Raw genomic sequence first — 25,482 nt, forward strand, 5'->3', positions numbered from 1 at the left:
AGGCTGACGCGCCGCCCGCATGTCCCCGGGGCGGCGCGTCTCCCCTTGCTCCGATCCGGCCTCGCGGCTACTCCCATGGGATGCAGATGCCACGCGACACATTGGACGAGATCTCGGACGAGAACCTGTTGGTTCTTTATGCCAATGGCGACCCGGATGCGGCGCGTCTTTTGACCGCGCGCCTGGCGCCGCGTGCCTTGGGCTATGCGGCGCGGCTTTTGGCGGACCGGGCCGAGGCCGAGGATGTGACACAAGAGGCCCTGTTGCGGCTGTGGAAGATCGCGCCGGATTGGCGCCGTGGCGAGGCGCAGGTTTCGACCTGGCTTTACCGCGTTGTCACCAACCTTTGCACCGATCTGCGCCGGGCGCGGGGGCGGCGGGGGGCGGTCGGTCTGGACGATGCGCCCGAGGTGGCGGGTGGGGCGCGTTCGGCCGAGGCGGGGTTGATCGAGGCCGACCGGATGGCGGCGCTGGATGCGGCGCTGGGGCAATTGTCCGACCGGCAAAGGCAGGCGGTGATCTTGCGCCACATCGAGGGGCTGTCGAACCCCGAGATCGGCGCGATCATGGGGCTGGGCGTCGAGGCGGTCGAAAGCCTGACCGCGCGGGGCAAGCGGGCGCTGGCGGCGGTTCTGGCGGGGCGCAAGGCGGAATTGGGCTATGAAGGCGACATGGAGGACGAGGCATGATGCAAGACGATCCGGACCTTGATGGGCTTTTCAAGCAGGCGGCCGCCGCGGCGCCGCTGCCTTCGGCGCAGCTTTTGGCGCGTGTCGCTGCGGATGCGGCGCGCGAACAGCCGCGCCCCGGGACGCCTGAACGCGCGAAGGCCCCCGCGCCTCGCGGTTGGGCTTTCGTGCTGGCCGATGTCTTTGGCGGCACGGGCGGGCTTGCGGGGCTGACCTTTGCGGCGGTCTCTGGCCTTTGGATCGGGGTGGCGCAACCGGCCGCCCTGTCGGGGTGGACCGACTATCTTGGGGTTTCGGCGTCGATGGAGCTTTTGCCTTCGGACGCGGCCCTTCTGGCAGGAGAATGAGATGACCGATGCAACGACGCCGCGGGCCAGCCGGGTCAAGACCTGGGTCCTGGTGGGCTCTTTGGGGCTGAACCTGCTGGTGGCGGGTCTGGCGGTGGGGGCCTGGGTCAACGGGCCTCCGGGGATGCGCGACCTGGGCTTTGGCCCGTTTGACGAGGCCTTTCGCCCCGAGGACCGCAAGGCCTTGCGTGCGGCGGTGCGGGCGCGGGCGGGGGATCTGCGGGCGGCGCGGGGGCAGATGGCCGAGGATATGGGCGCGGTCGTGACGGCCCTGCGCGCCGAGCCTTTCGACGCAGCGGCGCTTTCGGCCGCGCTGGCCGCGCAACAGGCCAATCTGACCGCGCGGCTGAAGATCGGGTCCGAGGTGATCGGGACCTATATGGCGGGCCTTGCGCCCGAAGACCGCCTGGCGGTGGCCGATCGCATCGAAGACCGCCTGAAACATGGCCGCGACGGCAAGGACGCGCCGAAGGATTAAGCGGGCTTTCGGGGCGCGTGGGGCCTTTGGGCGTCCGAGTCGGACTGGACTGCGGGTCGGACCTGCAATCAAGGGGTGACGCCCGATGAAAGCTCGCCTCAGGCGGCAGAGCGCACGATGGTCACTTGGTTGCGGCCATGGGTCTTGGAGTGCATCAGCGCGCGGTCGGCCTGATCGACCAGCTCGGCCACCGAGGCCGGGTCGGACGGACCCGCCCCCCCCGTCGTCATCCCGATCGAGATCGTGACGTCGATCCGCCGTCCATCAGGCAGCCGCACCGGCTCCAGCTCGATGGCGCGGCACAGCCGTTCGGCGACGTTTTGCGCCATGCCAAGCTCGGTCCCGGGCAGCACGGCCAGGAACTCTTCGCCGCCAATCCGCGCCAGGATATCGGACCCGCGCAGATTGGCCGACAGCCGCGCTGCGACCTCGACCAACACGGCATCCCCGACGGCATGGCCATAGCGGTCGTTGACCGATTTGAACCGGTCGATGTCCAGCACCATGACCGCGAATTCCTCACGCTCGATCTTGGCGCGTTCGGCCACGGCGTTCAGGTGGATCGTCGCATAGCGCCGGTTGTGGATGCCGGTCAGCGGGTCGAACATCGCCAGCCGCAAGCCGTTGTTCACCGTGGCCCGCATCCGGTCACGTTCCCGCTTGCGCGCCACCAGCTTGTTCATCCGAAGCGCGACCTCGTCCAGGTCCATCCCGGCCTCGACCACGTCATTGGCGCCAAGGTCAAAGGCAGTTGCGGCATCTGTCGGGTTCGGCCCGTCCAGCCAGATGCAGAAATTCGCCGACCGGCTGTCGCCGCGCGACAGAAGGTCGGACATCATCCGCAGCCCGCTGCCCGGCCCGAAAAGGTCGGAATGGATCAGGAACACGTCCGGCGCCTTGCCCTCCATCAGTCCATGAACCTGATCGGGGGTGAACAGCTGGAACCGATCCTCGCCCCGGACCTGCAATTCGCGCCGCAGATGCAGCGCCTGTTCGTTGCGCGGCATGATCAGCCCGACCAGCCCCGGCGTCACAAAGCCCGCGACCGGTTCGGCCAGGCCAAGCGCCTGCAAATCGCCTTCGGGCGACATGGCATCCCGCGACCGCAGGATGCCGCGCAGACGCGCCAAAAGCCGCTGGTCGTCGATGGGGCGGGCCATGAAATCCTCGGCCCCCTGGCGCAGCGATTCGATGCGATAGGCGGCATCGGCATCAGACGACACCATGACCACCGGAATCCGTGCCGTCAGTGGCGAGGCCTTCAGCGCCTGCAGCACGTCGACCCCCGTCATGTCCTGCAAGAACAGGTCCAGAAGGATGATGTCCGGCCGCTCAGAGCGGGCCAGCTTCAAAGCCTCGATCCCGCCCGAGGCCATGATTGCATTATACCCCGCCGCAGCGAGTTTGACCTTGAAGACGATGCGGTTCGTCGCGACATCGTCTACGATGAGGATCTTGCCGAGCATTCTGCCAAACGGTCCGATCGTTAAGAGTTGGCCTTCATCATGATGTGCAACTCGTTAATAAATCCTTTCCACCCGGCTAATATAATCGTGAAAACTGGAGATGACCGATGAAATCCATGGGAAAAACCCCTGAATATGGGCGGGAAGCCGCCGAAACCCTGGGGGCGCAGGCCCTGGAATGGCTGGCGGGCGATCCGGAAAGGTTAACCGGCTTTCTGTCGGCCAGCGGGCTTTCTCCGCGCGAATTGATGCAGGGCGCCGCCGATCCGGCCATGCTGGGGGCGGTGCTGGATCATCTGATGACGGCGGATGACTTGGTCATGGCCTTTTGCGACGCGATGGGGTTGAACTACATGGCTCCGCAAGCGGCGCGGGCGGCATTGCCGGGAGGTGAGACATGGCATTGGACATAAGGGCGGTCCTGTTCGACAAGGACGGCACGCTGTTTGACTTCCGGCAAAGCTGGGGCGGCTGGACGGCGCAGATGCTGCAGCACCTGGCGCCGGTGACGACGGGCGACCTTGCGACCGCCTTGGGCTTTGACCCGGTGGCCGTGGATTTCGCGCCCGATTCGGTGGTCATCGCCTCGACCATGGAAGAGATCGCGGCGGTGATCGCGGCCCATGTGACCCTGCCTTACCCCGAGATCGTCGCCTTGATGGAAGAGATCGGCACGGCCGCCCCCATGGTCCCGGCCGTCGATCTGCCCGCGGTGCTGGGCGCGTTGAAGGCGCAGGGCCTGGCGTTGGGGCTGGCCACCAATGACACCGAGGCCCCGGCGCGCGCCCATCTGCAAGGCGCGGGAGTCCTTGAGCTTTTCGATTTTGTCGCGGGCTGCGATTCGGGCTTTGGCGGCAAGCCGGCGCCGGGGCAGCTTTTGGGCTTTGCCAAGGCCATGGGGCTGGCCCCGGCCCAGATCGCCATGGTGGGCGACAGCCTGCATGACCTGGATGCGGCACGGGCCGCGGGCATGGTCGGCATCGGCGTGCTCAGCGGCCCCGCCCCCCGCGCCAAGCTGGCCCCCCATGCCGCGGTCGTCTTTGACACGATTGCCGAAATCGGACCCTGGCTTACGCGCGCATGACCCCCGAAGCACTGCAAGACCTGGTGGGCCTGCCGTCCATGGCGGCGGTCAACCTGCATATGGAAACCGACAGTCATTTCCTGGAGCTGCATCACTTTGGCTTCGACCTGCTGGTCGTGACGTTCGAGGATGCGGGCTCTGGCATGGAACGGCCCGACCGCTATCGGACGGGCTGGGGGGCGGCGCCCTTCTTGCGGCGCGGGGTCTCGGTTCTGGCGGTCAAGCCGCGGCGGCGGAGCTTTTATACGCCCCCCGACCTGGGCGCGGCCTTTGCGCGGATGCGGCCCTTTCTGGACCGCTATGGCGCCCTTGTGACCTATGGCATGTCGATGGGCGGCTTTGGCGCGCTGACCTATGCCGATACTTTGGGCGCCGACCGGGTCGTGGCGGTGGCGCCGAAATCGACCTATCGGCCGATCAGCCCCTTTGCGCAGCGCTTTGCCGATGCCGCGGACTGGGACCATTCGGGCCCGCTGGGTGATGCGCCCGAGGGCTGCAAGACCCCCGCCGATGTCTGGCTGTTGCATGACCGGATGGAGCGGCAGGACCGCTGGCATGCCGACCGCTTCCAGGGCGCGAACATCCGCCACCTGGGGATGCCCTATTTCGCCCATGGCGTGCCGCGGATGCTGCAGAATGTCGGCGCCTTGGGCATGGTGGTTGACCTGATCGTGACCGGGCAAATCGACCGCACCGCGCTGTATCAAAAGGCGCGGGCGCGGCGCGAATTCGCGCAGTATCAGAATTTCCTTTATGCCAAGGCGCGCCAGCATCGGGCGCATATGCCGCGGCTTGAAGCGCTTCTTGGCCCCGATCCCGGGCATGATCCGGCGGCCATCGCGCGGTTCGATGACAAAAACGACGAGTTTTCGTCGCTAACAGAGTAAGCGCCGCTCTCGGCTTTCGTTCATCTTGCCACAACGCCGGCAAGGCGGAGTTCACGGAGGGTTGGGCATGACCGAAGAAGTCACCAAGCGGCGTCGCGCCGGGGGCAGGGCGGGCAACAAAGAGCGCGCGGGGACCTCGGCCATCGACCAGATGCCCTGGCGCCTGCCGATCAACCCCGACCGCCCGACCGAGCCCCTGGACGAAGACGGCGTGCAGGCCGTCCACCGCGCCACGATGCGCATCCTGCGCGACATCGGCATCGAATTCCTGAACCCCGAAGCGCTGGAGATCATGCGCAAGGCGGGCTGCAAGATCACCGGCACCAATGTCCGCATCGACGAAGATTTCGTGATGGAGATGCTGGCCCGCGCGCCCGAGACTTTCACCATGACGCCGCGCAACCCCGACCGCGAGCTGATCATGGGCGGCAAGTATATGCTGTTCGGCAACGTGTCCTCGCCGCCGAACTCTTGGGACCTTGAACGCGGCAAGCGGCCGGGCACGATGGAATCCTTCCGGGAATTCATCAAGTTGACGCAGTATTTCAACTGCATCCACTTTGCCGGCGGCTATCCGGTCGAACCCATCGACGTGCATCCCTCGGTCCGTCACCTGGACTGCCTGTATGAAAAGCTGACCCTGACGGACAAGGTGGTCCATGCCTATTCGCTGGGGGTCGAGCGGGTCGAAGACGTCATGGAGATGGTCAAGATCGCAGGCGGTCTGACCGAAGAGGAATTCCAGGCCAAACCGCGGATGTATACCAACATCAACTCGGTCTCGCCCTTGAAGCACGATTTCCCGATGCTGGATGGCGCGATGCGGCTGGCGCGGCGCGGTCAGCCGGTGGTGGTGACGCCCTTTACCCTCGCGGGGGCCATGGCGCCGGTGACGCTGTCGGGCGCGGTGGCGCTGTCGCTGGCCGAGGCGCTGGCCGCGATTTGCCTGTTGCAATATATTGCACCCGGTTGCCCGGTGGCGATTGGAACCTTCACGTCCAATGTCGATATGAAATCGGGGGCGCCCGCCTTTGGGACGCCGGAATATATGCGCGCCACGCAGATGACCGGGCAATTGGTGCGGCATTACAAGTTGCCGATGCGGTCTTCGGGGGTTTGCGCGGCCAATGTGCCGGATGGTCAGGCCATGTGGGAGACGTCGAATTCGCTGTGGGCGGCCGTGCAGTCGCGCACAAACATGGTCTATCACGCGGCCGGTTGGCTGGAAGGCGGGCTGATCGCCAGCCCAGAGAAATTCGTGATGGATTGCGAAGTCCTCCAGATGATCCAGCGCTATTTCGAAGAGGCGACATTCGCCACGACGGACGAGGACCTGGCCTTTGACGCAATCAAGGAGGTGGGGCCCTCGGGGCATTACTTCGGCGTGGCCCATACCCAAGCGCGCTATGCCACGGCCTTTTACGCCCCCATCGTCAGCGATTGGCGCAACTATGAGGCCTGGAACCTGGACGGCGCGCAATGGACGGCAGAGCGCGCGCACAAGATCTACAAGGCGATCCTGGCCGACTTCGAGGCGCCCGCGATGAACGGCGATCACCACGAAGAGCTGAAGCGTTTTGTCGCCAAGCGCAAGCAAGAGGGCGGCGCGCCGACGGACTTCTAAGCGGGGATTGCGCCGGCTGACGCCGTCGCCCCACCGGGGGGCGTGCCGCCCCCCGGACCCCCCGCCCAAAGGGGAGCACGCTCCCCTTTGGAAACCCCGTGAATATTTGGGTCAGTGTGAAAGGGGCGTGCTTGGGGGCGGCTTTGCCCGGGTCGGACCCTGGTCCCGAGACGGAAGGCAAGATGCGCAGTATATGCGACGGCTTGGACGGGCCCGCGTTTTTGAGGCCCGCGTTTCTGAGGCCGGCAGTTTTTGAGGCCGGCAGTTTTTGAGGCCCGCGTTTCTGGGAAGGAAGTCGGGGCGCATTGTCGGCGTGCATGTGGCCGCGCCCCCCGGACCGGCCAAATCCGCCCGAACATACATTCGTATAACCTAGGATTTTTAGCCCTTCTTAACCTGGTGGCCGTAACCTGCCGGAAATGAGGGTGTGATGCTGGGCTTGATCAACCGATCTTTCCAATTCTTTGTGATCGACACTTGGGGTGTCGAGGCCTGGGAAACCGTGGCCTCGGCCATCGGTCTGCCCTTCGCCGGGTTCGAGGCTATGCTGTCCTACGACGATTCCGCCCTGGATCGGGTCATCGACGCCTCTTCCGCCCTGTTGCACCGAAGTCGATTCTCGTTGATGGAGGATTTGGGGACCTATCTGGTCGCCCATGAACGTCAGGCCACGGTCCGCCGCCTGTTGCGCTTTTCTGGTGCGAATTTTACCGATTTTCTGTCGTCGATCGAAGAGCTGCCCGACCGTGGCCGCCTGGTTCTGCCGGATCTGGACCTTCCGGGGCTGGCCCTTTCGGACCTGGGCGGCGGGGCCTTTCGGCTGCGCTGTCTGTCGCCGATCTCGGGGGCGGGTCATGTCATCATGGGGCTCTTGCGCGCCATGGCCGATGATTACGGCGCGCTGGTGCTGCTGGAACATCTGGGGGTCGAGGGCGAGGAAGAGGTGATCTCGATCCAGATTGCCGACCTGGAACTTTACGCGGCGCGCCCCTTCAGCCTGGGGATCTCGGCATGAACAAGCCCGTGTCCCGCAAATCCCTGCCCCTGGCGCCAGAGGCCTTTGACCACTTGATGCCGCTGCATCTGCGGCTGAATGGCTTGGGGCAGATCACGGCGCTTGGCCCGACGCTGGCCCGGCTCTTGCCGGCCAATGTGCTGGGCCTGTCGCTGTTCGACGTTTTCGACCTGCGTCGCGCCCGGGGGCCTGCCGATGTCGCGGGCCTGATGTCCCAGGCCGGAGAGCGGCTGCACCTGACCTTCCGGCCCGAGTTTCGCAGCCCCGGCGCAAGACCGATCCCGTTTCGCGGCATGGCGATCCCCTTGGCCGACCGCTCGGGCCTGGTGGTCAACCTGTCCTTCGGGCTGGGGGTGGTCGACGCGATCCGTCACTATGGCCTGACCGACAGCGACTTCGCGCCGACCGACCTGGCCCTTGAGATGATGTATCTGGTCGAAGCCAAGACCGCCGCCATGGATGCGCTGCGCGGTTTCGCCATCCGCCTGCAAGGCGACAAGCAGATGGCCGAGGCCCAGGCGATGACCGACACGCTGACGGGCCTGCGCAACCGCCGGGCTCTGGCCCAGGCGCTGGAACGGCTGTCGCGCGGGACGGCGCCCTTTGCGCTGATGCATCTGGACCTGGATTTCTTCAAGGATGTCAACGACACGCTGGGTCATGCCGCGGGCGACCATGTCTTGCGCCGCGTGGCCGAACTTCTGATGCAGGAGACGCGGGCCGAGGATACCGTGGCCCGGGTGGGGGGCGATGAATTCGTGGCCGTTTTCCCCGATCTGGTCGATCCGGACCGTTTGGGCGCCATTGCCCGGCGCATCATCGAGGTTCTTTCGCGCCCCATCGCCTTTGAGGACAAGCTCTGCCGGATTTCGGCGTCGATCGGCATCACGACTTCGCTGGCCTATGAGGTGACCGACATCGCCCGGATGGAGCAGGACGCGGACGAGGCGCTTTACGCCTCGAAGCGTGGCGGGCGGGGCAGGGCGATCTTCCACCCCGGAACCAGTCACGCGCCCAACCCCGTGATCCCCGACCGTCGCCATCCTTAGGCGGCGCTCCGGGGCTTGGGCGGGTTCGTTCCGGCGGGGGCCTTGGCAGGGAAGGGGCTGCCCGAGGTTGACGCGACCAAAGGCGGACCGCGCACGACAAGGCGGGGCTGGCAGGCCCATGGCAGACCCCCTCGCCGCGGGTGGGGCACGACTGGAGAAAGAGGCCCTTGAGGACACGGTCAAGGCGGGCCCGCAAGCGCCGGCAAGTTTCAAGGCGGAACATTATGGGCCACATCTTTCGGACCCGCCTCAATGCGAAAAACGGCGCCACGCCTGCGCCAATATGGTCCCCCATCCTCACGCCGCCCCCGCGCGCGAGGGTCATTGTGAGCCACTCCGAGCGGCAAGAGATGACCGAACTCCCCGCCACCTGCAGCACGAGGGGCATTGGGTGACGCGGCCCGCGGCACGTTTCGCGGGCAGTCCCATTCCGGCGCGCGGGTGTCATTGGGGCGCCTTCATCTGGCTCTTGCACCCGGTCCATCCCCATTCCCTGACGCCCGTCCTCGGTCATGCAAGGGGGCACACGGCACCGCGCGCCCGACCTTTGGTGCGGCGAGGCTGACCGGGCCAGACCGGCATGGGACACCTTGTCGCGTCTGCGTAAAAGGCAGGTCATCGCCGGAAACGACAGGACATCGGATCTCTGGTCCGGGAGCCGGCACCAACCAGCGCCCTAGGGTCCGACATCCAGACGCAAAGCGCGCGCCCGACGCGGGACGATTGCCCCGCAAGGGTCCGGCGGCCATCGCAAAAACGCCCCCGAGGTGCGGCCAACTACAAGGATCTGGGACAGTTTTGCCGCCTTCATGCCCGGGCCGTTCACTCCGATGCGGCACGACAAGCGGCGCCTCGCGCCCCCCCATCCCGCCAGGTGCCGACCTGGCGCCATAAGCTGCTGATCCGGAAGCGCGAAGCCCCGCGCCCCCCCCCCATCGCGCACTGTCAGGACCAACGCGCATCCCCGGAGCGGGCGCTCTGCCCAAAGAGGCAGCGCCCGGGTCGGCCAGGACGCAGTCGGCGCAATGCCTCCCTTGCCCCGCGCCCCACATCCCGCTAGCCCGGGAGGATGACCCTTTCCCCGCTCTGGCCGCTCCTCCTTGTGCTTTCGGTGCTTTTGACCGGCGTCCTTCAGGCCATCCACCTGCCGGCGGCCACGCTCCTTGGGCCCATGGCCGCCGCGATCTTCATGGCGCTGCGGCTGCGGCCCCCCGCGCTGCCGGCCGCCGCCCCGCACCTGGCGCAGGGCCTGTTGGGGCTGATGATCGCGCAAAGCCTGCCCGCCGCCATGCTGCCCGAGCTTGCCACCCGCTGGCCGCTGATCCTGGCGGGCACCGCCGCCACCCTGACCCTGTCGAGCCTCTTGGGCTGGCTCCTGTCGCGCAGCCCGCTGATGCCCGGCACGACCGCCCTTTGGGGCTCGATGCCGGGGGCGGCTTCGGTCATCACGTTGATCTCGCAGGATTTCGGCGCCGATGCGCGCCTTGTGGCCTTCATGCAATACCTGCGGGTGGCCCTGGTGGCACTGTCGGCGGCGCTGATGGCGCGCCTTGCGGGGCTGCATACCCAGGCCGAGGTCGGCTGGTTTCCCGCCCTCGGCCTGGGACAATTGGCGCTGACCCTGGCGCTGGCGGCGGGCCTTGCCTGGGCCGGCCTGCGCTTGCGCCTGCCCGGGGGCGCTTTTCTGGCCCCGATGCTTGCGGGGCTGGCGCTTTTGCACCTGACGCCCGTGACCTTTGCCCTGCCGCCCTGGCTGATGGCGCTGGCCTATGCGGTGATCGGCTGGACCGTCGGCCTGCGCTTCACCCGCGCCGCGCTGGGCGCTGCACTGCACAGCTTTCCCCGTGTCCTGGCCGCCATTCTGACGCTGATGACGGCCTGTGGCGGCTTGGCGCTGGCGCTCCATCACTTGGCGGGCATCGACCTTTTGACCGCCTACCTGGCCACCTCGCCCGGAGGGGCCGATTCCATCGCCATCATCGCCACCCAGGTCAGCGTCGATGTGCCCTTCGTCATGACCATGCAGATGACCCGCTTTCTGGTCATCCTCTTTGCCGGACCAAGCCTCGCCCGGCTCTTGTCTTCAGGACAAAAGCGCTGAGACCGCGGCTTCGATCTCGCCCCCCAATGGCGCCGCTCCCGAGCCCCAGGTGCCCACGACGCGACCTTCGCCATCAAATAGCACCTTGTTGAAGTTCCAGCGCGGCACGAAGCCCAGGGTCTTGGCCAGCCAGGGATAGGGGCCGGCGGCTTCGGGGCCTGTCACTTTGCTGATCTCGGTCATGGGCAGGGTCAGGCCGAAGGTCAGCTCGCAAAAGTCCTTCACCTCGCCGTTGCTGGTCTTTTCCTGGTGGAAATCATCCGAGGGCACGGCCAGCACCACAAGACCCCGCGCGGCCCATTTGTCCTGCAAGGCCTGCAGGTCGCCATATTGCGGCGTATATCCGCAAAGCGAGGCGCTGTTGACCAAAAGCACGACCTTGCCCTTGAAATCGCCCGAGGAAATCTGCCCGCCTTCGATCGAGGGCATGGCCCAAGCGGGGGCGGGGCCGGTCAGGGCCTCGGCGGACAAGGGGGAGGCGGTCATGGCTAGGGCTCCGATCAGGGGCAAGGTCAGGGCAAGCAGACGGCGGCGGGTGGGATGCGTCATGGCGAACTCCTTGGTGGAGGCATCCCTAGGATATGGCGCAAAGATCGTCCCCGCCAAGGGGCGCGGGGGCTGTAAATCGGGCGGTTGCCAAGGATCCTGGCGCCTTTGGGTGATGGGCTTTGCGCCTTGGGACCCGGCGCCGATCCGGGGGCGCCATGAGGTTGGCGCACGGGGGGCCGGGCTGGAGGTAATGGCCCGGGAGCAGGCCGGGAAGGTCCTCCCGGTGTGCGGCGCGGGAAATGAGAGGCCCCGGCGCCCTGTCGGGAGGATTGCAGGGGCGCGATCCACTTTGCCGGCCCGGGGCTTTGTCGCCCGGCGAAGGCGCGGCTCAGGTCTGGAAAGCGGCCTGGCTCTCCGCTTGGCGGTCCGCGGGTCCGGGGGCGATTTTTCACAGATTGCCCCTTGCCACCGCTTGCCGCTTTGGGTAGAGAACCGCCACCGAAAGCGTGGCCCGTTCGTCTATCGGTTAGGACACCTGGTTTTCAACCAGGTAAGAGGGGTTCGACTCCCCTACGGGCTGCCATTTTGCCGAATTTCGATTGCGCTTAACACTGCGCAATTGAAAAGACCCACCAGCCATAGGTCGACGAAGCAAGCTTGCCCATGCAGGCCAGGTTTCCGCCACCACTTGAACATCTCTTCAGTGGGGATGCAAAGGAATGGTCCGGCTTCTTGGTGGCGTCTGCATGCTTATGAAGGAGTGCGGCGACACAGGGCGCAACAGCCTCCCATAGGGTCGGCGGTTGGGCGGCGTGACGCCCGAAGGTCAGACAGCCCCGGCCGCCATCCCGTCAAGATCCCCGTCGGGGCGCTATCCACAGCGGTGCAGGCCGGGCGTCAAAGCCCCCATGCGCAAAGGTCGCGCCCGACCGTCGGCCCCAGGTTGCAGATGTCACCGGAAGCGGAGACCGCGGCAAGCGGCCCGTCAAAGCCGGGTCATCCGCCCGCTCACCAGCGCAGAAACCGATGGCCCAGCCAGGCACCCAGGCTGGCTGTCAGGGCGATGGCAAGGCCATACCAGGCTACGAAAAACAAAGGCGAATCCTCGATGCAATGCAGGGCATAGCCCGCCGCGGCGCCCGCGCCGACTGCGGTGCCAAGCAGCGCGCCCGTCAAGACCGGACGTGTCGGCGCGGTCTGGCGAAACAGGGCGATGCCCGCCATCAGGGGAAGTGCCGCAAGCAGAACAATCGACCCAAGGCAGGCAAGGGCGGTTTGTCCGGCAATCTCGGCCAGCACGGGGCTTTCGGCACGCGACAGGCGAAGGGCGGCCAGAACAAGAGCCAGCGCAACCGGAATGGCCAGCGGCCACAGACCGACCCGCTCGGCCGGACGGGACGACCGCAGAGCAAGCCAGATCGCGGCGGCCGACATCAGGACCGGCAGGACCGTCTTGGCCTGAACCGCCAGATGGGCCCAGGCCGGGGCCAGGTCAGCGCGCAGGCCGAAGCCCGCAAAAAACAGCCCAAGTCCGGCCACAAGCAGTCCCGCCATCCCGCCTAGCGCGGTGACAGGGTTGAACCGCGCTGGCGCAGGCGATGCCGCGAGAACCCGGATCAGGTCTTCCGTGCTGCTCTTGTCCGTCATTTCATCATCCTTTCGGCCAGGGCCGACAGCCGCCGCATCGCCCGATGCAGCGCAACCCGCGCGGCTCCGGCCGTCATTCCGATCGTCTCGCCCGCCTCTTCGGCACTCTTGCCATCCAGCGCCACGGCCCGCACCAGCATGGCAGAGCGCGTGTCGATCAACCGCAACATCACCTCGGCATCCCGCCCGGACAGGGGCGTGGCCACATTCTCTGCCGGCAGCTCATCGGCAAAATCCTCGATCGGCAAGTTCACCGCAGCCCCGCGCCGCCGGAAGGCATCGACCACCTTGTAACGCGCCACCGCATAAAGCCAGGGCCGGACCGGCAGGTCCCGCCGCCAGGTCTGCCGCTTGAGGTGGATCGAAAGCAGCACCTCTTGCAGGATGTCTTCGTGCTGGTCGGGCGGCAAGCCGTCGCCCCTCCGCCGGATCACGGCGCGCAGCGTCGGTGTCACGGCCTGCAGGAACCGCGCGAAGGCCGCGCCATCCCCGTCATTGGCGCGCGCCAACAAAACCTCCCACGCCTCGTCCTGCTGCAATCGCCCCTCCACTCCAGACAGGCCCAGCTTAACCGAAGCTGGCAGTCCGGAACAGTCACCGTCGGGTGAAAGGTTGAAGGCCACCATCATCTTGGCACCGCCAGTGCCAGCGGCGCGCATCGGTCTGCCAAAGGACTTCCCCCGCGACGGGCTGAAAGGCAGGCCAGGGCCAGATCCATCAGCCCCCCGTCCTCGGGTCGAACCCTGCCAGATGGTCCAGCGACCACCGCCCCGGCCCCCGCGCCACCAAGGCCAGCAGGGGCGCAATCCAAAGCCCATGCGTCATCCAGGCATCGGGATAGACGAAGATCTGGATCACCAAAGTCATCCCCACAAGGCCAAGCGCCGAAAGCCGCGTGGCCAGGCCAAGGATCAACAGCAGCGGCAAAAGGTGCTCTGCCGCCGTCGCCATCACGGCCGCAACCTGATAGGGGATCAGCGGCAGGGCATATTCATGCTCGAACAGGAACCAAGTGGAGTCCTTGATCCACAGCCCCTCGACCTTGGTTTGCCCCGACTGCCAGAACACCAGTGCCGGAAAGACCCGCAGCATCAGGGCGACCGGCGCATCGGGGAGGGCCGAGAGGGCCAGGTTCAGCTTTCGGATCATCGCAGGTCACTCCTTCACATCGACAATGGCACCCGCCCGCATTAGCGACACGAGCAGCGGTTGCAGGTCATGCCCCGGTTCGGCATGCCGGGCGGCGTCCGCGGCGACGGACAGGCGATCCCCGGCCAGCAGCACCCGCAGCACCGCCGCATCCCCCGGACCGACGGCCCGCACCGGCACCTGAAACGCGGCATCGCGCAGGATCAGCGCGGTCTGTGGTCCAAGGGGCAGGGGCTGGGGTGACGCCTCGGCGCCCGGTTGGTTCCGGGCCCAGATCGACACGGCCGGATGGGCCAGCCGCACCAGCAAGACAGAGGGATGCAGCACCAGCCGGACCCGGTCCGGATCGGCCGCGGCAATCCGCGCAGGATCGACGGGCCGGGCATCGGCCGCATGGAAGGCCTGCCCCCGCGCGACCTCGATGCGGGCCACGTCACCCAGATAGGGATAGGGCGCCAAGGGCGGGAAGGCCTCCAGAAAGGCCGCGAACCCGTCGCCCCATTCGGCCAGGACCGGCGATTTCGGACGGTCGGTGTCCGCATAAAGCCGCGCCAGGGGGGCAAAGAAGGCCTCGCCCACCAGACGCTGGATCACCGGAAACCGCGTCGCCAGGGCCTGGGTCAGGCTGACGGTGACATTGTTGCGATAAACGGCAAAGCGGCGCTCCACCTCGGCGGGATCGCGGGCCACCAGCCCGGCAGGGACAGGCCCCCCCCGCAAGGCGGCGTCAAAGCCCGCGACGACATCAGGATGCGCGTGCAAGGCCCATCCCCCCTTTGGCGAGGATATGCCCCGCCCGCGCGGCCTCGGCCGCCAGCACGGGCCAGTCGGGCAGGTCATTGTCCCATTCGACCAGCGTGGGCAAAGGCCCGGCCACCGCGATGACCTCGGCGAAAAGCGCCCAGACCGGGTCCGCCACCGCCGCCCCATGGCTGTCGATCAGCAGCGGTCCCGAGGGCAAGGCCTCGGCCTCATGCCCGCCCAGATGGAGTTCGCCCACAAGATGCAAGGGAAAGGCCGTCAGATACGCGCGGGGATCGGTGCCATGATTGGTGCAGGACACGAAAACATTGTTCACATCCAGCAGCAGCCCGCATCCCGTGCGCCGCGCCACCTCGGACAGGAATTCGGGCTCGGGGATGGTCGATTGCGCGAAACACAGATAGGTCGCGGGGTTCTCCAGCAACATCCGCCGCCCCAATGTCGCCTGAACCTGATCGACATGGTTGCAGACCAGGCGCAAGGTTTCCTCGGTATAGGGCAAGGGCAGCAGGTCGTTCAGATAGTCCGCCCCGTGACTGGACCAGGCCAGATGCTCCGAGAAGCTCTCGGGCTGATAGCGGTCGCACAGCCGAGCCACACGGGCCAGATGGTCCGGGTCCAGCCCCCGCGCCCCACCGATCGACAGGCCCACCCCATGCACCGACAGCGCATGATCGGCCCGGATCGCGGTCAACTGCGCATGAGGCAGCCCCCCCGCCCCCATGTAATTCTCGGCATGGATCTCGAAAAAGCCGATCCCGGCCGCAGAATGGCGGATCGCGGCGAAATGCTCGGGCTTGAAGCCGACGCCGGGCAGATCGGGAAGCAGGTTTGGCAACATGGCGCATCCGTCCAGATGAAAGCGGGCGCGCGGAACCGCCGCGCGCCTCTTGGGCCAGACCATGAAGGTCAGACCATGGAGGTCAGACCTTGGGGGGGGTCAGGCCTTCGGAAGATCGCGTTCCAGCGCCTCAAGCGAACCGCTGCGCGCCATGCCATCCATGCCCATCGGCAGCTCCATCGTCATGCAGGTGCCCGCCGGGACCAGCTTCCAGGAATTGCCCTGATAATCGACCTTCGAGGTGCCGGCGCAGGTCGTGCCCGGCCCGGCTGCACAGTCATTCTGCCCGGCCATCGCCACGCCAAAGCACTTTTCCATATCTTCTGCCATCACGGGCGTCACAGCCATCGCGCCAAGCGCGCAGGCCAGAGAAGCACCGAAAACCAGGCGGGACGTCGTCGCAGTCATGTCAATCTCCCTGTCAAACCGGAAAGGCCATCTGCCTTCCACCAAGCAATTCGCCGCAGGGCGCGGGGTCGTTACAGGGGCCACGGTTTCGTGATGGGCGCCTTGTGCGCCGTGACATCGGCAACCCGGGCGCGGCGTCTCCGGGGCTGCCACAGGTGCCCGCGCCTGGTCCTTGGGGCGGGCTTTGCGCCATGGCCAAGGACCCGCCACCTTGCGGCGCGGGTCGGGCATGGTGTCGATACCTTGACCACCAAGCGTCAGGCCCCCCGGGGCCTTATTGGCCAAGGCCGATTTGTGCCATGAAGGACTGGTTGTCCCAGAAGAGGTATTCCTCCTCCATCGTGCCGTCCTTGCCCCAGCGGCTGACGGTCGACATGGCGATGCGGTAGGGCTTGCCGGTGGGGGCGATCTCGGTCCCGTCGGCCAGCTTCATCGGCTGCGAGAAGGTGCCCTCCATATACCCCACGACCGAGGTCCATTCGCCGTCCTGCAGCTTGACCGGATGTTCCAGGATGCGCGTGTCGGGGGCAAAGGAGAACATGTATTTCAGGTCGGCGATATGGGCGTCGATGCCATCCGTCACGCGGCCATCGGGCCAGTGGACGCGGACATTCGCGCCGTGGCTTTCCTTCAACCGGTCCCATTTCTGGCCGGTGAAGACGTCGAAATCCAGCGTGTCAAAGGTGGCCAGGTGCTGTTGGCCCAGCTTTTCGGCCTCGCGGTAGGCTTGCAGGTCGGCGGCGTCATCGGCTTGGGCTGCGAAGGGCAAAGCCATCAGCGTCAGCAGGGCGAAGGTCTTGAGTTTCATCGTCTATTCCTTGACAGGGTCGGTTGCGATGCCCCCTTATGCGCCTTGCAAGTTCGGGCGAATACGGCGAAGCTGGCGGAATACTTTCGCCAAGGTGTTCGCAATGGATACGGTTCAGGGCTTCAAGGTCTTTGTGGCCGCGGTGCAAGGCGGCTCTTTCTCGGCGGCCGCAGAGCGGCTGGGGCTCTCGCCCAAGCTGGTCTCGAAATACATGGCCGAACTGGAACTTCGGCTTGGCGCGCAGCTGTTGCAGCGCACGACGCGCAGACTGGGCCTGACGGCGGCGGGGGAAAGGCTGATGGCCAGCGCGCCCGACTGGCTGGACCAACTGGACGAGATGACCGGTGCCCTGCACGAAAGCGGGCGGGGCCTGACGGGGGTCTTGCGGGTGGCCTCCTCGGTGGCCTTTGGCGAATTGCATGTCATGGGCCTCTTGAGGCGGTTTCGGGCGCTGCATCCCCTGGTTCGGGTCGACCTGCGCCTGTCGGACCGCTTTGTCGACCTGGCCTCCGAGGGGATCGACCTGGCCATCCGCATCGGGCGGCTGGACAATTCCGCCCTGATCGCCCGCAAGCTGGGGCAGGTGCGGCTTTTGCTGGTGGCCGCGCCCGGATACCTGGCCGCGCGGGGGACGCCGGGGGCGCTCGCGGACCTTGCCGCCCATGACTGCATCCGGGATACCAACCTGCGCGAAGGCGCCTGGACCCTGGCCGAGCAGGGCCATCTTCAGCGCATCGTGGTCAACGGGCCTTGGGCGGTGAACTCGCCGCGGGCGGCCTGCGACCTGGCCTTGGCCGCAGAGGGGATCGCGCTCAGCCCCGATTACATGGTCCGCGACGCGCTGGCGCGGGGGGACCTGGTACAGGTGCTTTGCGCCTCGGCCGCGCCCGCGCTGGACATTCACGCGGTGCATCTGACCCAACGCAGGCTGGCGCGGCGGACAAGGGCGCTGCTGGACTTCGTGGCCCGCGACGGGTTCGACGGCTATCTGGGCTGAAGGCTCAGGTTGGCAAAGAAGCCCTCGGTGCCGATATCGACCCAGAGCCCGATGAGGCCGGGGCGGGGGGGCAACTTGCCTTCGCCCTCCAGCACCAGCACTCCGTCAACATGGGCGGTGAAGTGCCGCCCCCGCAGCGTCACGCAAAGCCGCGCCCAGCGGCCCGGGGCAATATCGGCTGCGGCCTCGAACCGGTCGGGATGGGCTTGGCGCAAGACGTCGAACGGGTGGTCGGGATAGGCGTAATACTGCACGGCCCGGGTCTTGCGCGGCGGCGCGGCCGGGCCATTGGTCGGGCGCAGATAGACGGATTCGTAGGTCCCCAGGTCCTCTGCCACCCGGTAGGCCAGCCCGATGAAGCCCCGTGCATAGTCCGGCGCATCGGGCAAAAGATCGCCGCACAGGTCGACCGTGATCACGCCATCCTCCATCACCTCGGGCAAAAGCAGAAAGGTCGGTTGGTCGACGTAATCCACCCCCGGCTTGCCCGCCCGCGTGGTTTGGTCCAGCGCAATCCTCAGGCAGGGGCGGTCGTGATCGGTGGCCAGGACCTCGACCTTGTTGGCGATGGCGCGCGGCGGGATCTGGTGCAGGTCATGGGTCATGTACCGCAGAATGGCGCGACCCCTGGCCCGGGGCAAGGCCGATGCCGCCGCCTGGGTCTTTATCCGCTGTTACTAGCCCCCCGGACCCGGTAAGGGTGCCAATCGTTGGAATGTCGGGACATCGCATGGCGCAAAATGCCACCATCTATAAAGTCGAGCTTTCGGTTTCGGACATGGATCGTCATTACTACGAGACCCATAAGCTGACCGTCGCAAAGCACCCTTCGGAAACCGAGGAACGGCTTATGGTGCGCCTCATCGCCTTTGCGCTGAATGCCCATGACAGCCTGGAAATGACCAAGGGCATCTCAACCGAGGACGAGCCCGACATCTGGCAAAAGAGCCTGAGCGGTCAGCTTGAGGTCTGGGTGGCGCTTGGACTGCCCAGCGAAAAGGTGGTGCGCCAATCCTGCAGCAAGGCCGACAGGGTGATCGTCTATCCTTACGGCGGAAGGATTGCCGACATGTGGTGGGACAAGATCAAGGCCAGCACCCTGCGGTTCGAAAACCTGCAGGTGACGTGCTTTTCCGAAAAGGACACGGGCAATCTGGCCAAATTGGCAGGCCGCGCCATGAAGCTTCAGATCAACATACAAGAGGGCGAAGTGATGGTCGCCTCTGGTGACACCATCGTCAACCTGACCCCGCAGACGTGGAAATCCGGGACCTGAGGCGCGCGGGCTTTGACGTCAGGCCTTGCGCAAGGCGGTCTGGACGGCGCGCAAAATGTCGGACCGCGCGATCAGGAAGACGGCTGCGAACCCGCCCTGAACGACCAGACCCGGCCAGACCTGCGCGCCGCCAAGGGCGATCCGGGCAAGACAGGAGGCCGAACGACGGGGGGCCAAAGACAGGGGGGCCAAGGCGCACAAGGCAAGGTTCGCGAGATGATGTGCGACGGTCAGGACCATCGGGCAACCATCCACTGTGTTCCTATGCCGTGGGAAAAGAATGGCTTGCCTTGGATCGGCCTTTCGGGGGCCTTTTTGGGGGCTTGGCCCGAAGCCAGCCGGAAAGAAGTGTAATGTCACCGGCAAACCACGGGCGGTTGCGGAAGGCAGGTCGCTTGCACAGGCAGGCGGCCTTGGCCCGGGCGCAGTTCGGCCGCCGGTCTTGCGGGCTCCTCCGGCTGGTTTCCCTCAGGATCTTAACCGCAGACCCTCGGGATCGAAGAAGGCCTTGCGCGCCACGGTGGCGGCTTGGCCAAGGAGGCTGACCTTGGCGCCCTCGGTCGCGAATTCCGTTTCGATATGGGCGCTTGCCAGGACAGCCCCCAGGGAAAACCCGTGGTCGCAATAGGTGACATGTCCGATCTTGCGCCCCTCGGCCATCACGGGGGTCAGGGCCGGGACGGGGGTGTCGCCCGCCAGTTTCAGCCCGACCCAGGCGGTCTTGACGCCCGCATCGCGCACCCGCATCAGCGCCGCGCGGCCGATGAAATCGCCCTTGTCGAACTTGATGAAAGCATCGGTGCCGACATGAAAAGGGGTCAGGCTTTCATCCATGTCGATGCCATGGGCCGGATACAGCTTTTCCAGCCCCAGGGTGAACATCGCCAGCACACCGTAAGGGCGCAGGCCATGCGCGCCCCCGGCCTGGAAAAGCGCATTCCAGACGCCTGCCGCCTCATCGGCCGGCACGAAAAGCTCGAAGCCCAGCTCTCCCGTCACCCCCGTCCGCGAGATCATGACTCGGGTGCCGTCCAGATGGCCATGGGCAAAGCTCCAGCGCTTTAGCGCGGTCAGGTCGGCATCCGGGATCAGCCCTTGCAGCAGCGCGCGGGACTGCGGCCCCTGCACCGTCGGAAAGGCCACCGCGGCCGTGATGTCCGTGACATAGGCGCGGCGGCCCATGGCGTGGTGCATCGCCCAATCGCGGATCTTCAGCCGGTTGCGTGACCCCGAAACCATCAGGAAATGTTCGGAGGCCAGCCGGAACACCGTCAGGTCATCCATGATCCCGCCATCTGGCGCACAGACGCTGGCATAGCGCGCCTGGCCCGGCGCCATGCGGGCGGCATCGTTGACGATCAGGTGATTGACCAGGGCTTCGGCCTCGGGACCCTTGATGTCGATCTTGCCCATGGTGGACAGGTCCTGCACCCCGACATGCGCGCGGGTGTTCAGATGCTCGGCCCGGGGGTCGCCATAGCTGTGGACATTCAGGAATCCCCCGCCCACCGGCCCCATCTGGGCCCCCAAGGCCGAGGCGAGGGCGTGAAACGGGGTGCGGCGCAGGGTCATGGCAGTCTCCTTTGCCGCCAGAGTGCCATGCCGCAAGAGGTTGTCATCCGCAGGGCCGACGCGAAAGGGTCGCAAAGGGCGCAGACCGGGAGATTGCGCAAAGACGATGCCGCAAGCTCTGCATCCGGGATAGGCGGCGCCGTGTCGAAGTTGCCTCCCCAAGCGCGCGCCGCCCCCCAGGTCCGGGATCATGCCAAGGATCAACAGCACGGTTTCCGGGGCAACTCAGGTGCCGATCGGGAAACTGGCGCCCTGCATCCGAAAGAGCCCGCGCGGGCGCAAGGCCAGAACGGCGAACAAGACCAGATGCCCGGTCAGGACCTGGGCCTGGACCTGGGCCTGGGGCGAAATCGCGGCTCCGAAGGCCTGTGCGACACCCAGAAGGATGCCGCCCGCCAGGGTGCCCCAGAATGACCCCATCCCGCCGATGATCACCGCCTTGAATCCGAAGATCAGTTCGGCGGGACCGGAAAACGGGTTGAGGTTCGCGCGCATCGCCAAAAGCACCCCGGCCAGGGCAATGACAGCGCCATGGCCAGCGCGAAGACCTGCGGCGTCTTGACCCCGATCACGCGGGCCATTTCCGGATCATCCGATGTCGCCCGGAACGCCCGCCCCAGGATCAGCCCGACCGCGACCGCCAGCGTCAACAGGGGCAAAAGCCCCGGGTGGAGGGCGCCGAATTCCAGGCTTGCGGTCTCCAGCGCGCTGGAGGGCAGCTTTTGGGCATAGGTCGAAAAGCCGTTCTGAGTGGTCACGGCCAGACCGAAGGTCACAAGCAGGGGCGGAAGGACATCGCCGCCCATGGTCCGCGTCAGGCCCGCCGCGGCGCCCTGCAAGGCCACCGCGCAGGCAGACCAGCGTGTCCGAGACCTTGCAGGCGCGTTCCATGCCCTGCTTGACGATGACGGGGTCGATGCCGAGGATCTCGGCCTAGACGTCGTTCACGACAATGGGCGCGAGGCCCCGCGCGTTTTCGTCGAACAGGATCAGTCCGGAATGGGCCACCAGCGCGCGGCCGATGGCCACCATCTGCTGTTGGCCGCCCGACAGCGACTGGGCCCGACAGTAACTGGGCCGGGTTGCGGCGCTTTTCGGCCAGGATCGGGAACAGGCGGTAGACCTTGGCGATGTCCCTGGGACCCTTGCGGCCATGGTCGGCGGCAAGAAGAAGGGTGCCCTCGACCGACAGCGACCGGAACAGCCGCCGCCCCTCGGGGACCATGGCGATCCCCAGGGCGGCCAGGGCATCCGAGGGAACCGCACCATCGGGCGCAGCGGGGCAAAAGCCCGGGGATGGCGCGAAACAGCGTCGTCTTGCCCGCGCCATTGGCCCCCACCCGCCCCAGGACCTCGCCCGGGGCCAGCGAGAACGACATGTCGAACAATGCCTGAAAGTCGCCATAGCCCGAGGACAGGCGGTCAATCGTCAGCAGGTCAGGCATCGGCGCTCTCTTCCGGGCCCAGATAGATCGCGGCGACTTCGGGGCTTTGCAGGATCGTGTCCGGCGGGCCCTCGGCGGTTTTCTGGCCGAAATCCAGCACCATGACCCGGTCGACCCCCCGCAACAGCGCATGCAAAACATGTTCGATCCAGATGATCGTGACACCTGAGGGCTTGATCGACAGGGTCAGGTCGATCAGGCTGTGACATTCGGCATCGGTCAGCCCGCGCGCGATTTCGTCCAGCAGCCTCAGCCAAGGCGCGGTGGCCATCGACCGCGTCACCTGCAAGGTCCCCTCGGGATTTCGACAATCCCATCGCCACGACCGCGCAAACGGTCATGCTTTGCCCACCGCGGCTTGACGGGGCTCAAGGCGTAAGGTCGCAATGCACTATCTGCAATATAATTTATCTTCTGCTTCCCGGTCTATCATTCTGGGCCACGCCTTGCAGCAAGGTTGCGGAGAGGGCGGCCAAAACCATGGCTCAGATGAAATTGGACTATGCCATCATCCAGATCGGTTATGGCCCAGTCCGCAAGGCTTTGGCGCTGTTCTTGCAGCGGCTGGGCTGGAAGGTCGAGGTCTTTGAGCGCGCGAACAGCTTTGTGCGCGAAAGCCTGGGGATCAAGCGGCAGGACCTGGGCTTCGAGACCGATTGGCGGGTCATCGACTTTGCGCTGAATGGTGGACTGACGGCGCTGGATCTGGGTATCCCGGACTGTGGCCAGTAGGCCAATCCGGTGCGCCCCACGACCATCGTTCCGGGCGGCATCGACGCCACTGGCCGCGTCAACCGCCGCTGGAAGTTCATGCGCCCGCCGCATGAGACCGGCGACGCGATGAACGAGGCAGCCAAGGTCTGGGCGCTGCTTTCGGCCTGGATCAAGCCCGATCAGGGCGAGCGGGTGCGCCACAGAGTCCATATCTTTCGCAGCCTGGTGGCCGATCGGTTCCCGGACGGCCGGGTGTTTCTTGCGGGCGATGCGGTCCATGTCATGGCGCCCTTCATGGGGCAGGGGATGTGCGATGTGTGGAACCTGGCCGGAGAGCTTGGCCCCCAATGGCGCGGTGCGCTTTGGGGGCAAGACCGGGTTTTGTGCCGGTGGGCTTTGCCCTGCGGCTTGACCGACTGGCCCTGGGATGGGCATTTCTTTGGCCGGGGAAGGGACCCGGCGACGGGCTTTACCTGGACCTGCCCCTTCTTCTGGGGCGCCAGCCAGAGCGTCGACAGCCATGCCGCGCTGTGGGATCAGCTGGAGACCAACAAGAAGGTCGGCGTCCCGTGGTCGAATGACAGCGACGGCGTGCCTTTGTCGAACAAGGATCACGGGCCGCCGCCGCTGTTTGCCGCCAAGGGCTATGAACTGGTCGATGCGGGCTTTCATCAGCCGCTGGCCGATGACGTCTCGGCCCAGATTGCGCAGCTGAAGGCGAACACCGTGACGAAAGCCGTCCATCGTGGGGCCGGTGTCCTGGATCAACGGCCCGGTCAAGAACGCCTGCCAGACGCCTCTGGTCGGCGGTCCATGGATTGCGCGGGGCGATGGCAAGGTCGACATCATCGTCTGCGAAAACCGATCCGCCGCCGAAATCCCGGTTCAGGCGCCCTGCAAGGCACTGGCGCAAAGCGGGGCACCGGCAGGAGCCCCCGGCGCTTGGCCCTTCACCACATCCGACTTGACCAGAATGCGCGTGGTCTTTTGCAGATGATCCCGCGACGCCTAGGTTGCGCGCCTGATGTCGCGGGCGATGGTCGCTGCGGTGATCGGCGCCTTGACCACGGCGGCTGCGGGCGCGACCCTGGCCAAGGCGCCGGCGGTCGCTGTTGCCGCAGGTCCGACCCCGAAAAGTCATCGGCATCGGTTTGAACGACAAGGATCATTCGGCCGAAAGCGGGTTCAGGCAGCCGGATTTTCCGACGATTTTCGGCCGCTTCAACGCGTCATGGATCGCCCATGGCGCGCCGATCCTGCGCCCGGCCTTCTCGGAGCAGCTGGATGACCAAGGCGAATTGGGCGTCCCCATCGGCAAAGCCGCGCGGGTTGTGTCCGAGGCCCGGGCCCATGTGGCGGGCTGGTCGATCTTTAACGACGCTTCGATCCGCGATGACCCGTTCAAGGCGCCGCAAGGGACGCCGGGCAAGAATTTCGACGACACCGGCGCCTTCGGCCCCTGGTTCGTCACCGCTGATGAACTGCCGCCGGGCTGCGAGGGGCTGATGCTGCAAACCAGGCTGAATGGCCAGGTGGTTCAGAAGGCCTCGATGTCCGATATGGTGTTTTCGGTGGCCAGGCTGATCCAGATCCTGTCGACCTTCCTGACGCTGAAGCCGGGCGATGTCATCGTCTCGGGCACGCCTTCGGGCGTGGGCCTGGCGCGCAAGCCGCCCTTGTGGATGCGCGACGGCGATGTGGTCGAGGTGGAAATCGACCGGCTCGGCCCCCTGACGAACCCGATCCGCGACCGCTGAAGGCTTCCTGCCCAGGCGCGCATCACCGGCTAAGTCGCCCTCACCAAACGGCCCGGCGCGCTGGGCATCCATGCGACGGATGCTGTCGATCTGACCGGGCCCGATCTGAAGGTGGCAGAGGAGTTTTACAAGACCCTCGGCCATGATGTCCGCGAAGAGGGCAACGGGCTGGGGCTTTGCACCTTCTGGTCAGGGCAGCACTGGGCCTCGATCAGCGAGGGCGGCGCAAGAAGCTGAACGTCCTGAGCTTTGCGGCCTTCGAAGAGGACTTCGCCCCGATCAAGGCCCCGATCTAGGCCCGGATCTCGGCAGAGGGGGGCCGCCTGATGGATGCGCCACGCGGCTTTGATGGCGACGGCATCTGGTTTCGCGACCACAATGGCGCGCTGATCGAGGTCAAGGTGGCCGACAAAGCCGCCCCGGATGCGAAAATGCCCTTCATCACCGGGTCCAGCCCTGCGGGGGTCGCGGGCGCCCAAGGTCCGGTCGCCCAAGGTCCGGCCGCATCGGCTGGCCCATGTGCTGGGGTCGCACTCCTTTCACTCTGTCCGCGACCCCTGGGGCAGCTGTGCGGAATACGCTGCCGACATCGACTGTATTCCCGCCACCTGCGACTGGGAGGCGGGTGACTTCCCGCCCGAGGATTCGATCTATCTTTGGGGACCCGAGATGCCCGGGGACTTCATCGTGAACCACGAGGCCGACGGATAACCTCGGCCTCCTGCGCTGGTGTGGTGACATGCGTTCGGCGGGGTGAATGAAGCGATCCGGGCCCCTGCTATGGCTGCGGGCCAAGCCGCCTGCGATGCTGTGACGGCAGCTTGACGCTGCGGCCCTTGGGCGTGCGATGGCTGCGGTCAGGGCGCCGCCACGGCTC

32 protein-coding genes, 1 tRNA gene and 1 pseudogene are annotated in these 25,482 nt (G+C 66.2%); 17 read left to right on the plus strand and 17 right to left on the minus strand.

The features are described 5' to 3' along the window. The first annotated feature begins 80 nt into the window (after positions 1-80). Genes NX862_RS13240 through NX862_RS13250 form a run of 3 tightly spaced genes read left to right on the plus strand, consistent with a single transcriptional unit; the run spans position 81 to position 1,514 of the window. A complete protein-coding gene (locus NX862_RS13240; RefSeq protein WP_264494398.1) occupies positions 81-689 on the plus strand; it encodes an RNA polymerase sigma factor in 609 nt (202 codons plus the stop codon). Further along, positions 686-1,036 carry a dihydroorotate dehydrogenase gene (locus tag NX862_RS13245; RefSeq protein ID WP_264494399.1) on the plus strand — a complete coding sequence of 117 codons (351 nt, stop codon included), beginning with the start codon at positions 686-688 and terminating at the stop codon, positions 1,034-1,036. The genes NX862_RS13240 and NX862_RS13245 overlap by 4 nt, the downstream gene beginning before the upstream one ends. Position 1,037: 1 nt before the next feature. Beyond that, complete coding sequence (locus NX862_RS13250; protein ID WP_264494400.1) at positions 1,038-1,514, plus strand: periplasmic heavy metal sensor; 477 nt, start codon at positions 1,038-1,040, stop codon at positions 1,512-1,514. A gap of 98 nt (positions 1,515-1,612) precedes the next feature. Here the strand turns inward: NX862_RS13250 and NX862_RS13255 are convergent, their stop codons facing one another. After that, positions 1,613-2,980 (minus strand): diguanylate cyclase, encoded by a 1,368-nt coding sequence (locus NX862_RS13255; protein ID WP_264494401.1) that lies wholly within the window; start codon positions 2,978-2,980, stop codon positions 1,613-1,615. Between the two features lie 116 nt (positions 2,981-3,096). Here NX862_RS13255 and NX862_RS13260 point away from each other — a divergent pair, with 116 nt between their 5' ends. From NX862_RS13260 to NX862_RS13290, 7 genes are all read left to right on the plus strand, one after another. Beyond that, a complete protein-coding gene (locus NX862_RS13260) occupies positions 3,097-3,393 on the plus strand; it encodes a DUF3572 domain-containing protein (RefSeq protein WP_264494402.1) in 297 nt (98 codons plus the stop codon). Further along, positions 3,378-4,064 carry an HAD family hydrolase gene (locus NX862_RS13265; RefSeq protein ID WP_264494403.1) on the plus strand — a complete coding sequence of 229 codons (687 nt, stop codon included), beginning with the start codon at positions 3,378-3,380 and terminating at the stop codon, positions 4,062-4,064. Before NX862_RS13260 ends, NX862_RS13265 begins: the two co-directional genes overlap by 16 nt. Then, a complete protein-coding gene (locus tag NX862_RS13270; RefSeq protein WP_264494404.1) occupies positions 4,061-4,951 on the plus strand; it encodes a hypothetical protein in 891 nt (296 codons plus the stop codon). The genes NX862_RS13265 and NX862_RS13270 overlap by 4 nt, the downstream gene beginning before the upstream one ends. 67 nt (positions 4,952-5,018) lie before the next feature. Continuing rightward, a complete protein-coding gene (locus tag NX862_RS13275; RefSeq protein WP_264494405.1) occupies positions 5,019-6,575 on the plus strand; it encodes a trimethylamine methyltransferase family protein in 1,557 nt (518 codons plus the stop codon). Between the two features lie 430 nt (positions 6,576-7,005). Then, on the plus strand, positions 7,006-7,590 hold the full coding sequence (locus NX862_RS13280; RefSeq protein WP_264494406.1) for a heme NO-binding domain-containing protein: 585 nt from the start codon (positions 7,006-7,008) through the stop codon (positions 7,588-7,590). Continuing rightward, complete coding sequence (locus NX862_RS13285) at positions 7,587-8,639, plus strand: GGDEF domain-containing protein (RefSeq protein WP_264494407.1); 1,053 nt, start codon at positions 7,587-7,589, stop codon at positions 8,637-8,639. The genes NX862_RS13280 and NX862_RS13285 overlap by 4 nt, the downstream gene beginning before the upstream one ends. 1,069 nt (positions 8,640-9,708) lie before the next feature. Next, complete coding sequence (locus NX862_RS13290) at positions 9,709-10,740, plus strand: AbrB family protein (RefSeq protein ID WP_264494408.1); 1,032 nt, start codon at positions 9,709-9,711, stop codon at positions 10,738-10,740. Here the strand turns inward: NX862_RS13290 and NX862_RS13295 are convergent. Then, positions 10,723-11,289 carry a glutathione peroxidase gene (locus NX862_RS13295; protein WP_264494409.1) on the minus strand — a complete coding sequence of 189 codons (567 nt, stop codon included), beginning with the start codon at positions 11,287-11,289 and terminating at the stop codon, positions 10,723-10,725. The two genes, NX862_RS13290 and NX862_RS13295, sit on opposite strands and share 18 nt — an antisense overlap. Before the next feature lie 448 nt (positions 11,290-11,737). On the opposite strand from NX862_RS13295, the gene NX862_RS13300 reads away from it, so the two are divergent. Continuing rightward, a tRNA-Glu gene (locus NX862_RS13300) sits at positions 11,738-11,812 on the plus strand. A gap of 425 nt (positions 11,813-12,237) precedes the next feature. On the opposite strand, the gene NX862_RS13305 is transcribed toward NX862_RS13300, so the two are convergent. The 7 genes from NX862_RS13305 to NX862_RS13335 form a co-directional block, all read right to left on the minus strand. Further along, a complete protein-coding gene (locus tag NX862_RS13305) occupies positions 12,238-12,876 on the minus strand; it encodes an NrsF family protein (protein ID WP_264494410.1) in 639 nt (212 codons plus the stop codon). After that, positions 12,873-13,415, minus strand: a complete 543-nt coding sequence (locus tag NX862_RS13310) for a sigma-70 family RNA polymerase sigma factor (RefSeq protein WP_264494411.1) — start codon at positions 13,413-13,415, stop codon at positions 12,873-12,875. The genes NX862_RS13305 and NX862_RS13310 overlap by 4 nt, the downstream gene beginning before the upstream one ends. 178 nt (positions 13,416-13,593) lie before the next feature. Then, positions 13,594-14,025, minus strand: a complete 432-nt coding sequence (locus NX862_RS13315) for a DoxX family protein (RefSeq protein WP_264494412.1) — start codon at positions 14,023-14,025, stop codon at positions 13,594-13,596. Positions 14,026-14,031: 6 nt separating this feature from the next. Continuing rightward, complete coding sequence (locus NX862_RS13320; RefSeq protein WP_264494413.1) at positions 14,032-14,787, minus strand: HvfC/BufC N-terminal domain-containing protein; 756 nt, start codon at positions 14,785-14,787, stop codon at positions 14,032-14,034. Continuing rightward, positions 14,771-15,628 carry an MNIO family bufferin maturase gene (bufB, locus tag NX862_RS13325; protein ID WP_264494414.1) on the minus strand — a complete coding sequence of 286 codons (858 nt, stop codon included), beginning with the start codon at positions 15,626-15,628 and terminating at the stop codon, positions 14,771-14,773. Before bufB ends, NX862_RS13320 begins: the two co-directional genes overlap by 17 nt. 99 nt (positions 15,629-15,727) lie before the next feature. Beyond that, positions 15,728-16,036, minus strand: coding sequence for a BufA1 family periplasmic bufferin-type metallophore (locus NX862_RS13330; RefSeq protein WP_264494415.1), 309 nt, complete (start codon positions 16,034-16,036; stop codon positions 15,728-15,730). A gap of 274 nt (positions 16,037-16,310) precedes the next feature. Continuing rightward, on the minus strand, positions 16,311-16,844 hold the full coding sequence (locus NX862_RS13335; protein ID WP_264494416.1) for an ester cyclase: 534 nt from the start codon (positions 16,842-16,844) through the stop codon (positions 16,311-16,313). Positions 16,845-16,947: 103 nt separating this feature from the next. Between NX862_RS13335 and NX862_RS13340 the strand changes: the two genes are divergently transcribed. After that, positions 16,948-17,841, plus strand: coding sequence for a LysR family transcriptional regulator (locus tag NX862_RS13340; RefSeq protein ID WP_264494417.1), 894 nt, complete (start codon positions 16,948-16,950; stop codon positions 17,839-17,841). Here the strand turns inward: NX862_RS13340 and NX862_RS13345 are convergent. Beyond that, complete coding sequence (locus NX862_RS13345) at positions 17,829-18,446, minus strand: LamG domain-containing protein (RefSeq protein WP_264494418.1); 618 nt, start codon at positions 18,444-18,446, stop codon at positions 17,829-17,831. The genes NX862_RS13340 and NX862_RS13345 overlap by 13 nt on opposite strands. A gap of 125 nt (positions 18,447-18,571) precedes the next feature. Here NX862_RS13345 and NX862_RS13350 point away from each other — a divergent pair, with 125 nt between their 5' ends. Further along, positions 18,572-19,117 (plus strand): YaeQ family protein, encoded by a 546-nt coding sequence (locus NX862_RS13350; protein ID WP_264494562.1) that lies wholly within the window; start codon positions 18,572-18,574, stop codon positions 19,115-19,117. 18 nt (positions 19,118-19,135) lie between these two features. On the opposite strand, the gene NX862_RS13355 is transcribed toward NX862_RS13350, so the two are convergent. From NX862_RS13355 to NX862_RS13385, 7 genes and pseudogenes are all read right to left on the minus strand, one after another. Beyond that, entirely contained in the window at positions 19,136-19,357 is a 222-nt protein-coding gene (locus tag NX862_RS13355; protein WP_264494419.1) for a hypothetical protein, read from the minus strand. Positions 19,358-19,585: 228 nt separating this feature from the next. Continuing rightward, a complete protein-coding gene (locus tag NX862_RS13360) occupies positions 19,586-20,689 on the minus strand; it encodes an aminomethyl transferase family protein (RefSeq protein WP_264494420.1) in 1,104 nt (367 codons plus the stop codon). A 225-nt stretch (positions 20,690-20,914) separates the two neighbouring features. Beyond that, the gene (locus NX862_RS13365) at positions 20,915-21,184 is read right to left on the minus strand and encodes an ABC transporter permease (RefSeq protein ID WP_264494421.1); all 270 of its coding nucleotides are present in this window, start codon (positions 21,182-21,184) and stop codon (positions 20,915-20,917) included. After that, positions 21,142-21,534, minus strand: coding sequence for an ABC transporter permease (locus NX862_RS13370; RefSeq protein WP_264494422.1), 393 nt, complete (start codon positions 21,532-21,534; stop codon positions 21,142-21,144). The genes NX862_RS13365 and NX862_RS13370 overlap by 43 nt, the downstream gene beginning before the upstream one ends. 88 nt (positions 21,535-21,622) lie before the next feature. Then, positions 21,623-21,844 carry an ATP-binding cassette domain-containing protein gene (locus tag NX862_RS13375; RefSeq protein ID WP_264494567.1) on the minus strand — a complete coding sequence of 74 codons (222 nt, stop codon included), beginning with the start codon at positions 21,842-21,844 and terminating at the stop codon, positions 21,623-21,625. Positions 21,845-22,017: 173 nt separating this feature from the next. After that, a pseudogene (locus NX862_RS19465) lies at positions 22,018-22,134 on the minus strand (ABC transporter ATP-binding protein); the annotation flags it as partial. Further along, on the minus strand, positions 22,127-22,405 hold the full coding sequence (locus NX862_RS13385; RefSeq protein ID WP_264494423.1) for an ATP-binding cassette domain-containing protein: 279 nt from the start codon (positions 22,403-22,405) through the stop codon (positions 22,127-22,129). The pseudogene NX862_RS19465 and the gene NX862_RS13385, both read right to left, overlap by 8 nt. A 209-nt stretch (positions 22,406-22,614) precedes the next feature. On the opposite strand from NX862_RS13385, the gene NX862_RS13390 reads away from it, so the two are divergent. From NX862_RS13390 to NX862_RS13405, 4 genes are all read left to right on the plus strand, one after another. Further along, positions 22,615-22,866, plus strand: coding sequence for a hypothetical protein (locus tag NX862_RS13390; protein ID WP_264494424.1), 252 nt, complete (start codon positions 22,615-22,617; stop codon positions 22,864-22,866). A 9-nt stretch (positions 22,867-22,875) separates the two neighbouring features. Continuing rightward, on the plus strand, positions 22,876-24,003 hold the full coding sequence (locus NX862_RS13395) for an FAD-dependent monooxygenase (protein ID WP_264494425.1): 1,128 nt from the start codon (positions 22,876-22,878) through the stop codon (positions 24,001-24,003). After that, positions 24,000-24,605, plus strand: coding sequence for a fumarylacetoacetate hydrolase family protein (locus tag NX862_RS13400; protein ID WP_264494426.1), 606 nt, complete (start codon positions 24,000-24,002; stop codon positions 24,603-24,605). Before NX862_RS13395 ends, NX862_RS13400 begins: the two co-directional genes overlap by 4 nt. 423 nt (positions 24,606-25,028) lie before the next feature. Further along, positions 25,029-25,316 carry a VOC family protein gene (locus tag NX862_RS13405; RefSeq protein WP_264494427.1) on the plus strand — a complete coding sequence of 96 codons (288 nt, stop codon included), beginning with the start codon at positions 25,029-25,031 and terminating at the stop codon, positions 25,314-25,316. The last annotated feature ends 166 nt before the right edge of the window (positions 25,317-25,482 follow it).

Origin of the sequence: Stagnihabitans lacustris (genome assembly GCF_025950525.1) — a bacterium.
Classification (GTDB): domain Bacteria; phylum Pseudomonadota; class Alphaproteobacteria; order Rhodobacterales; family Rhodobacteraceae; genus Stagnihabitans.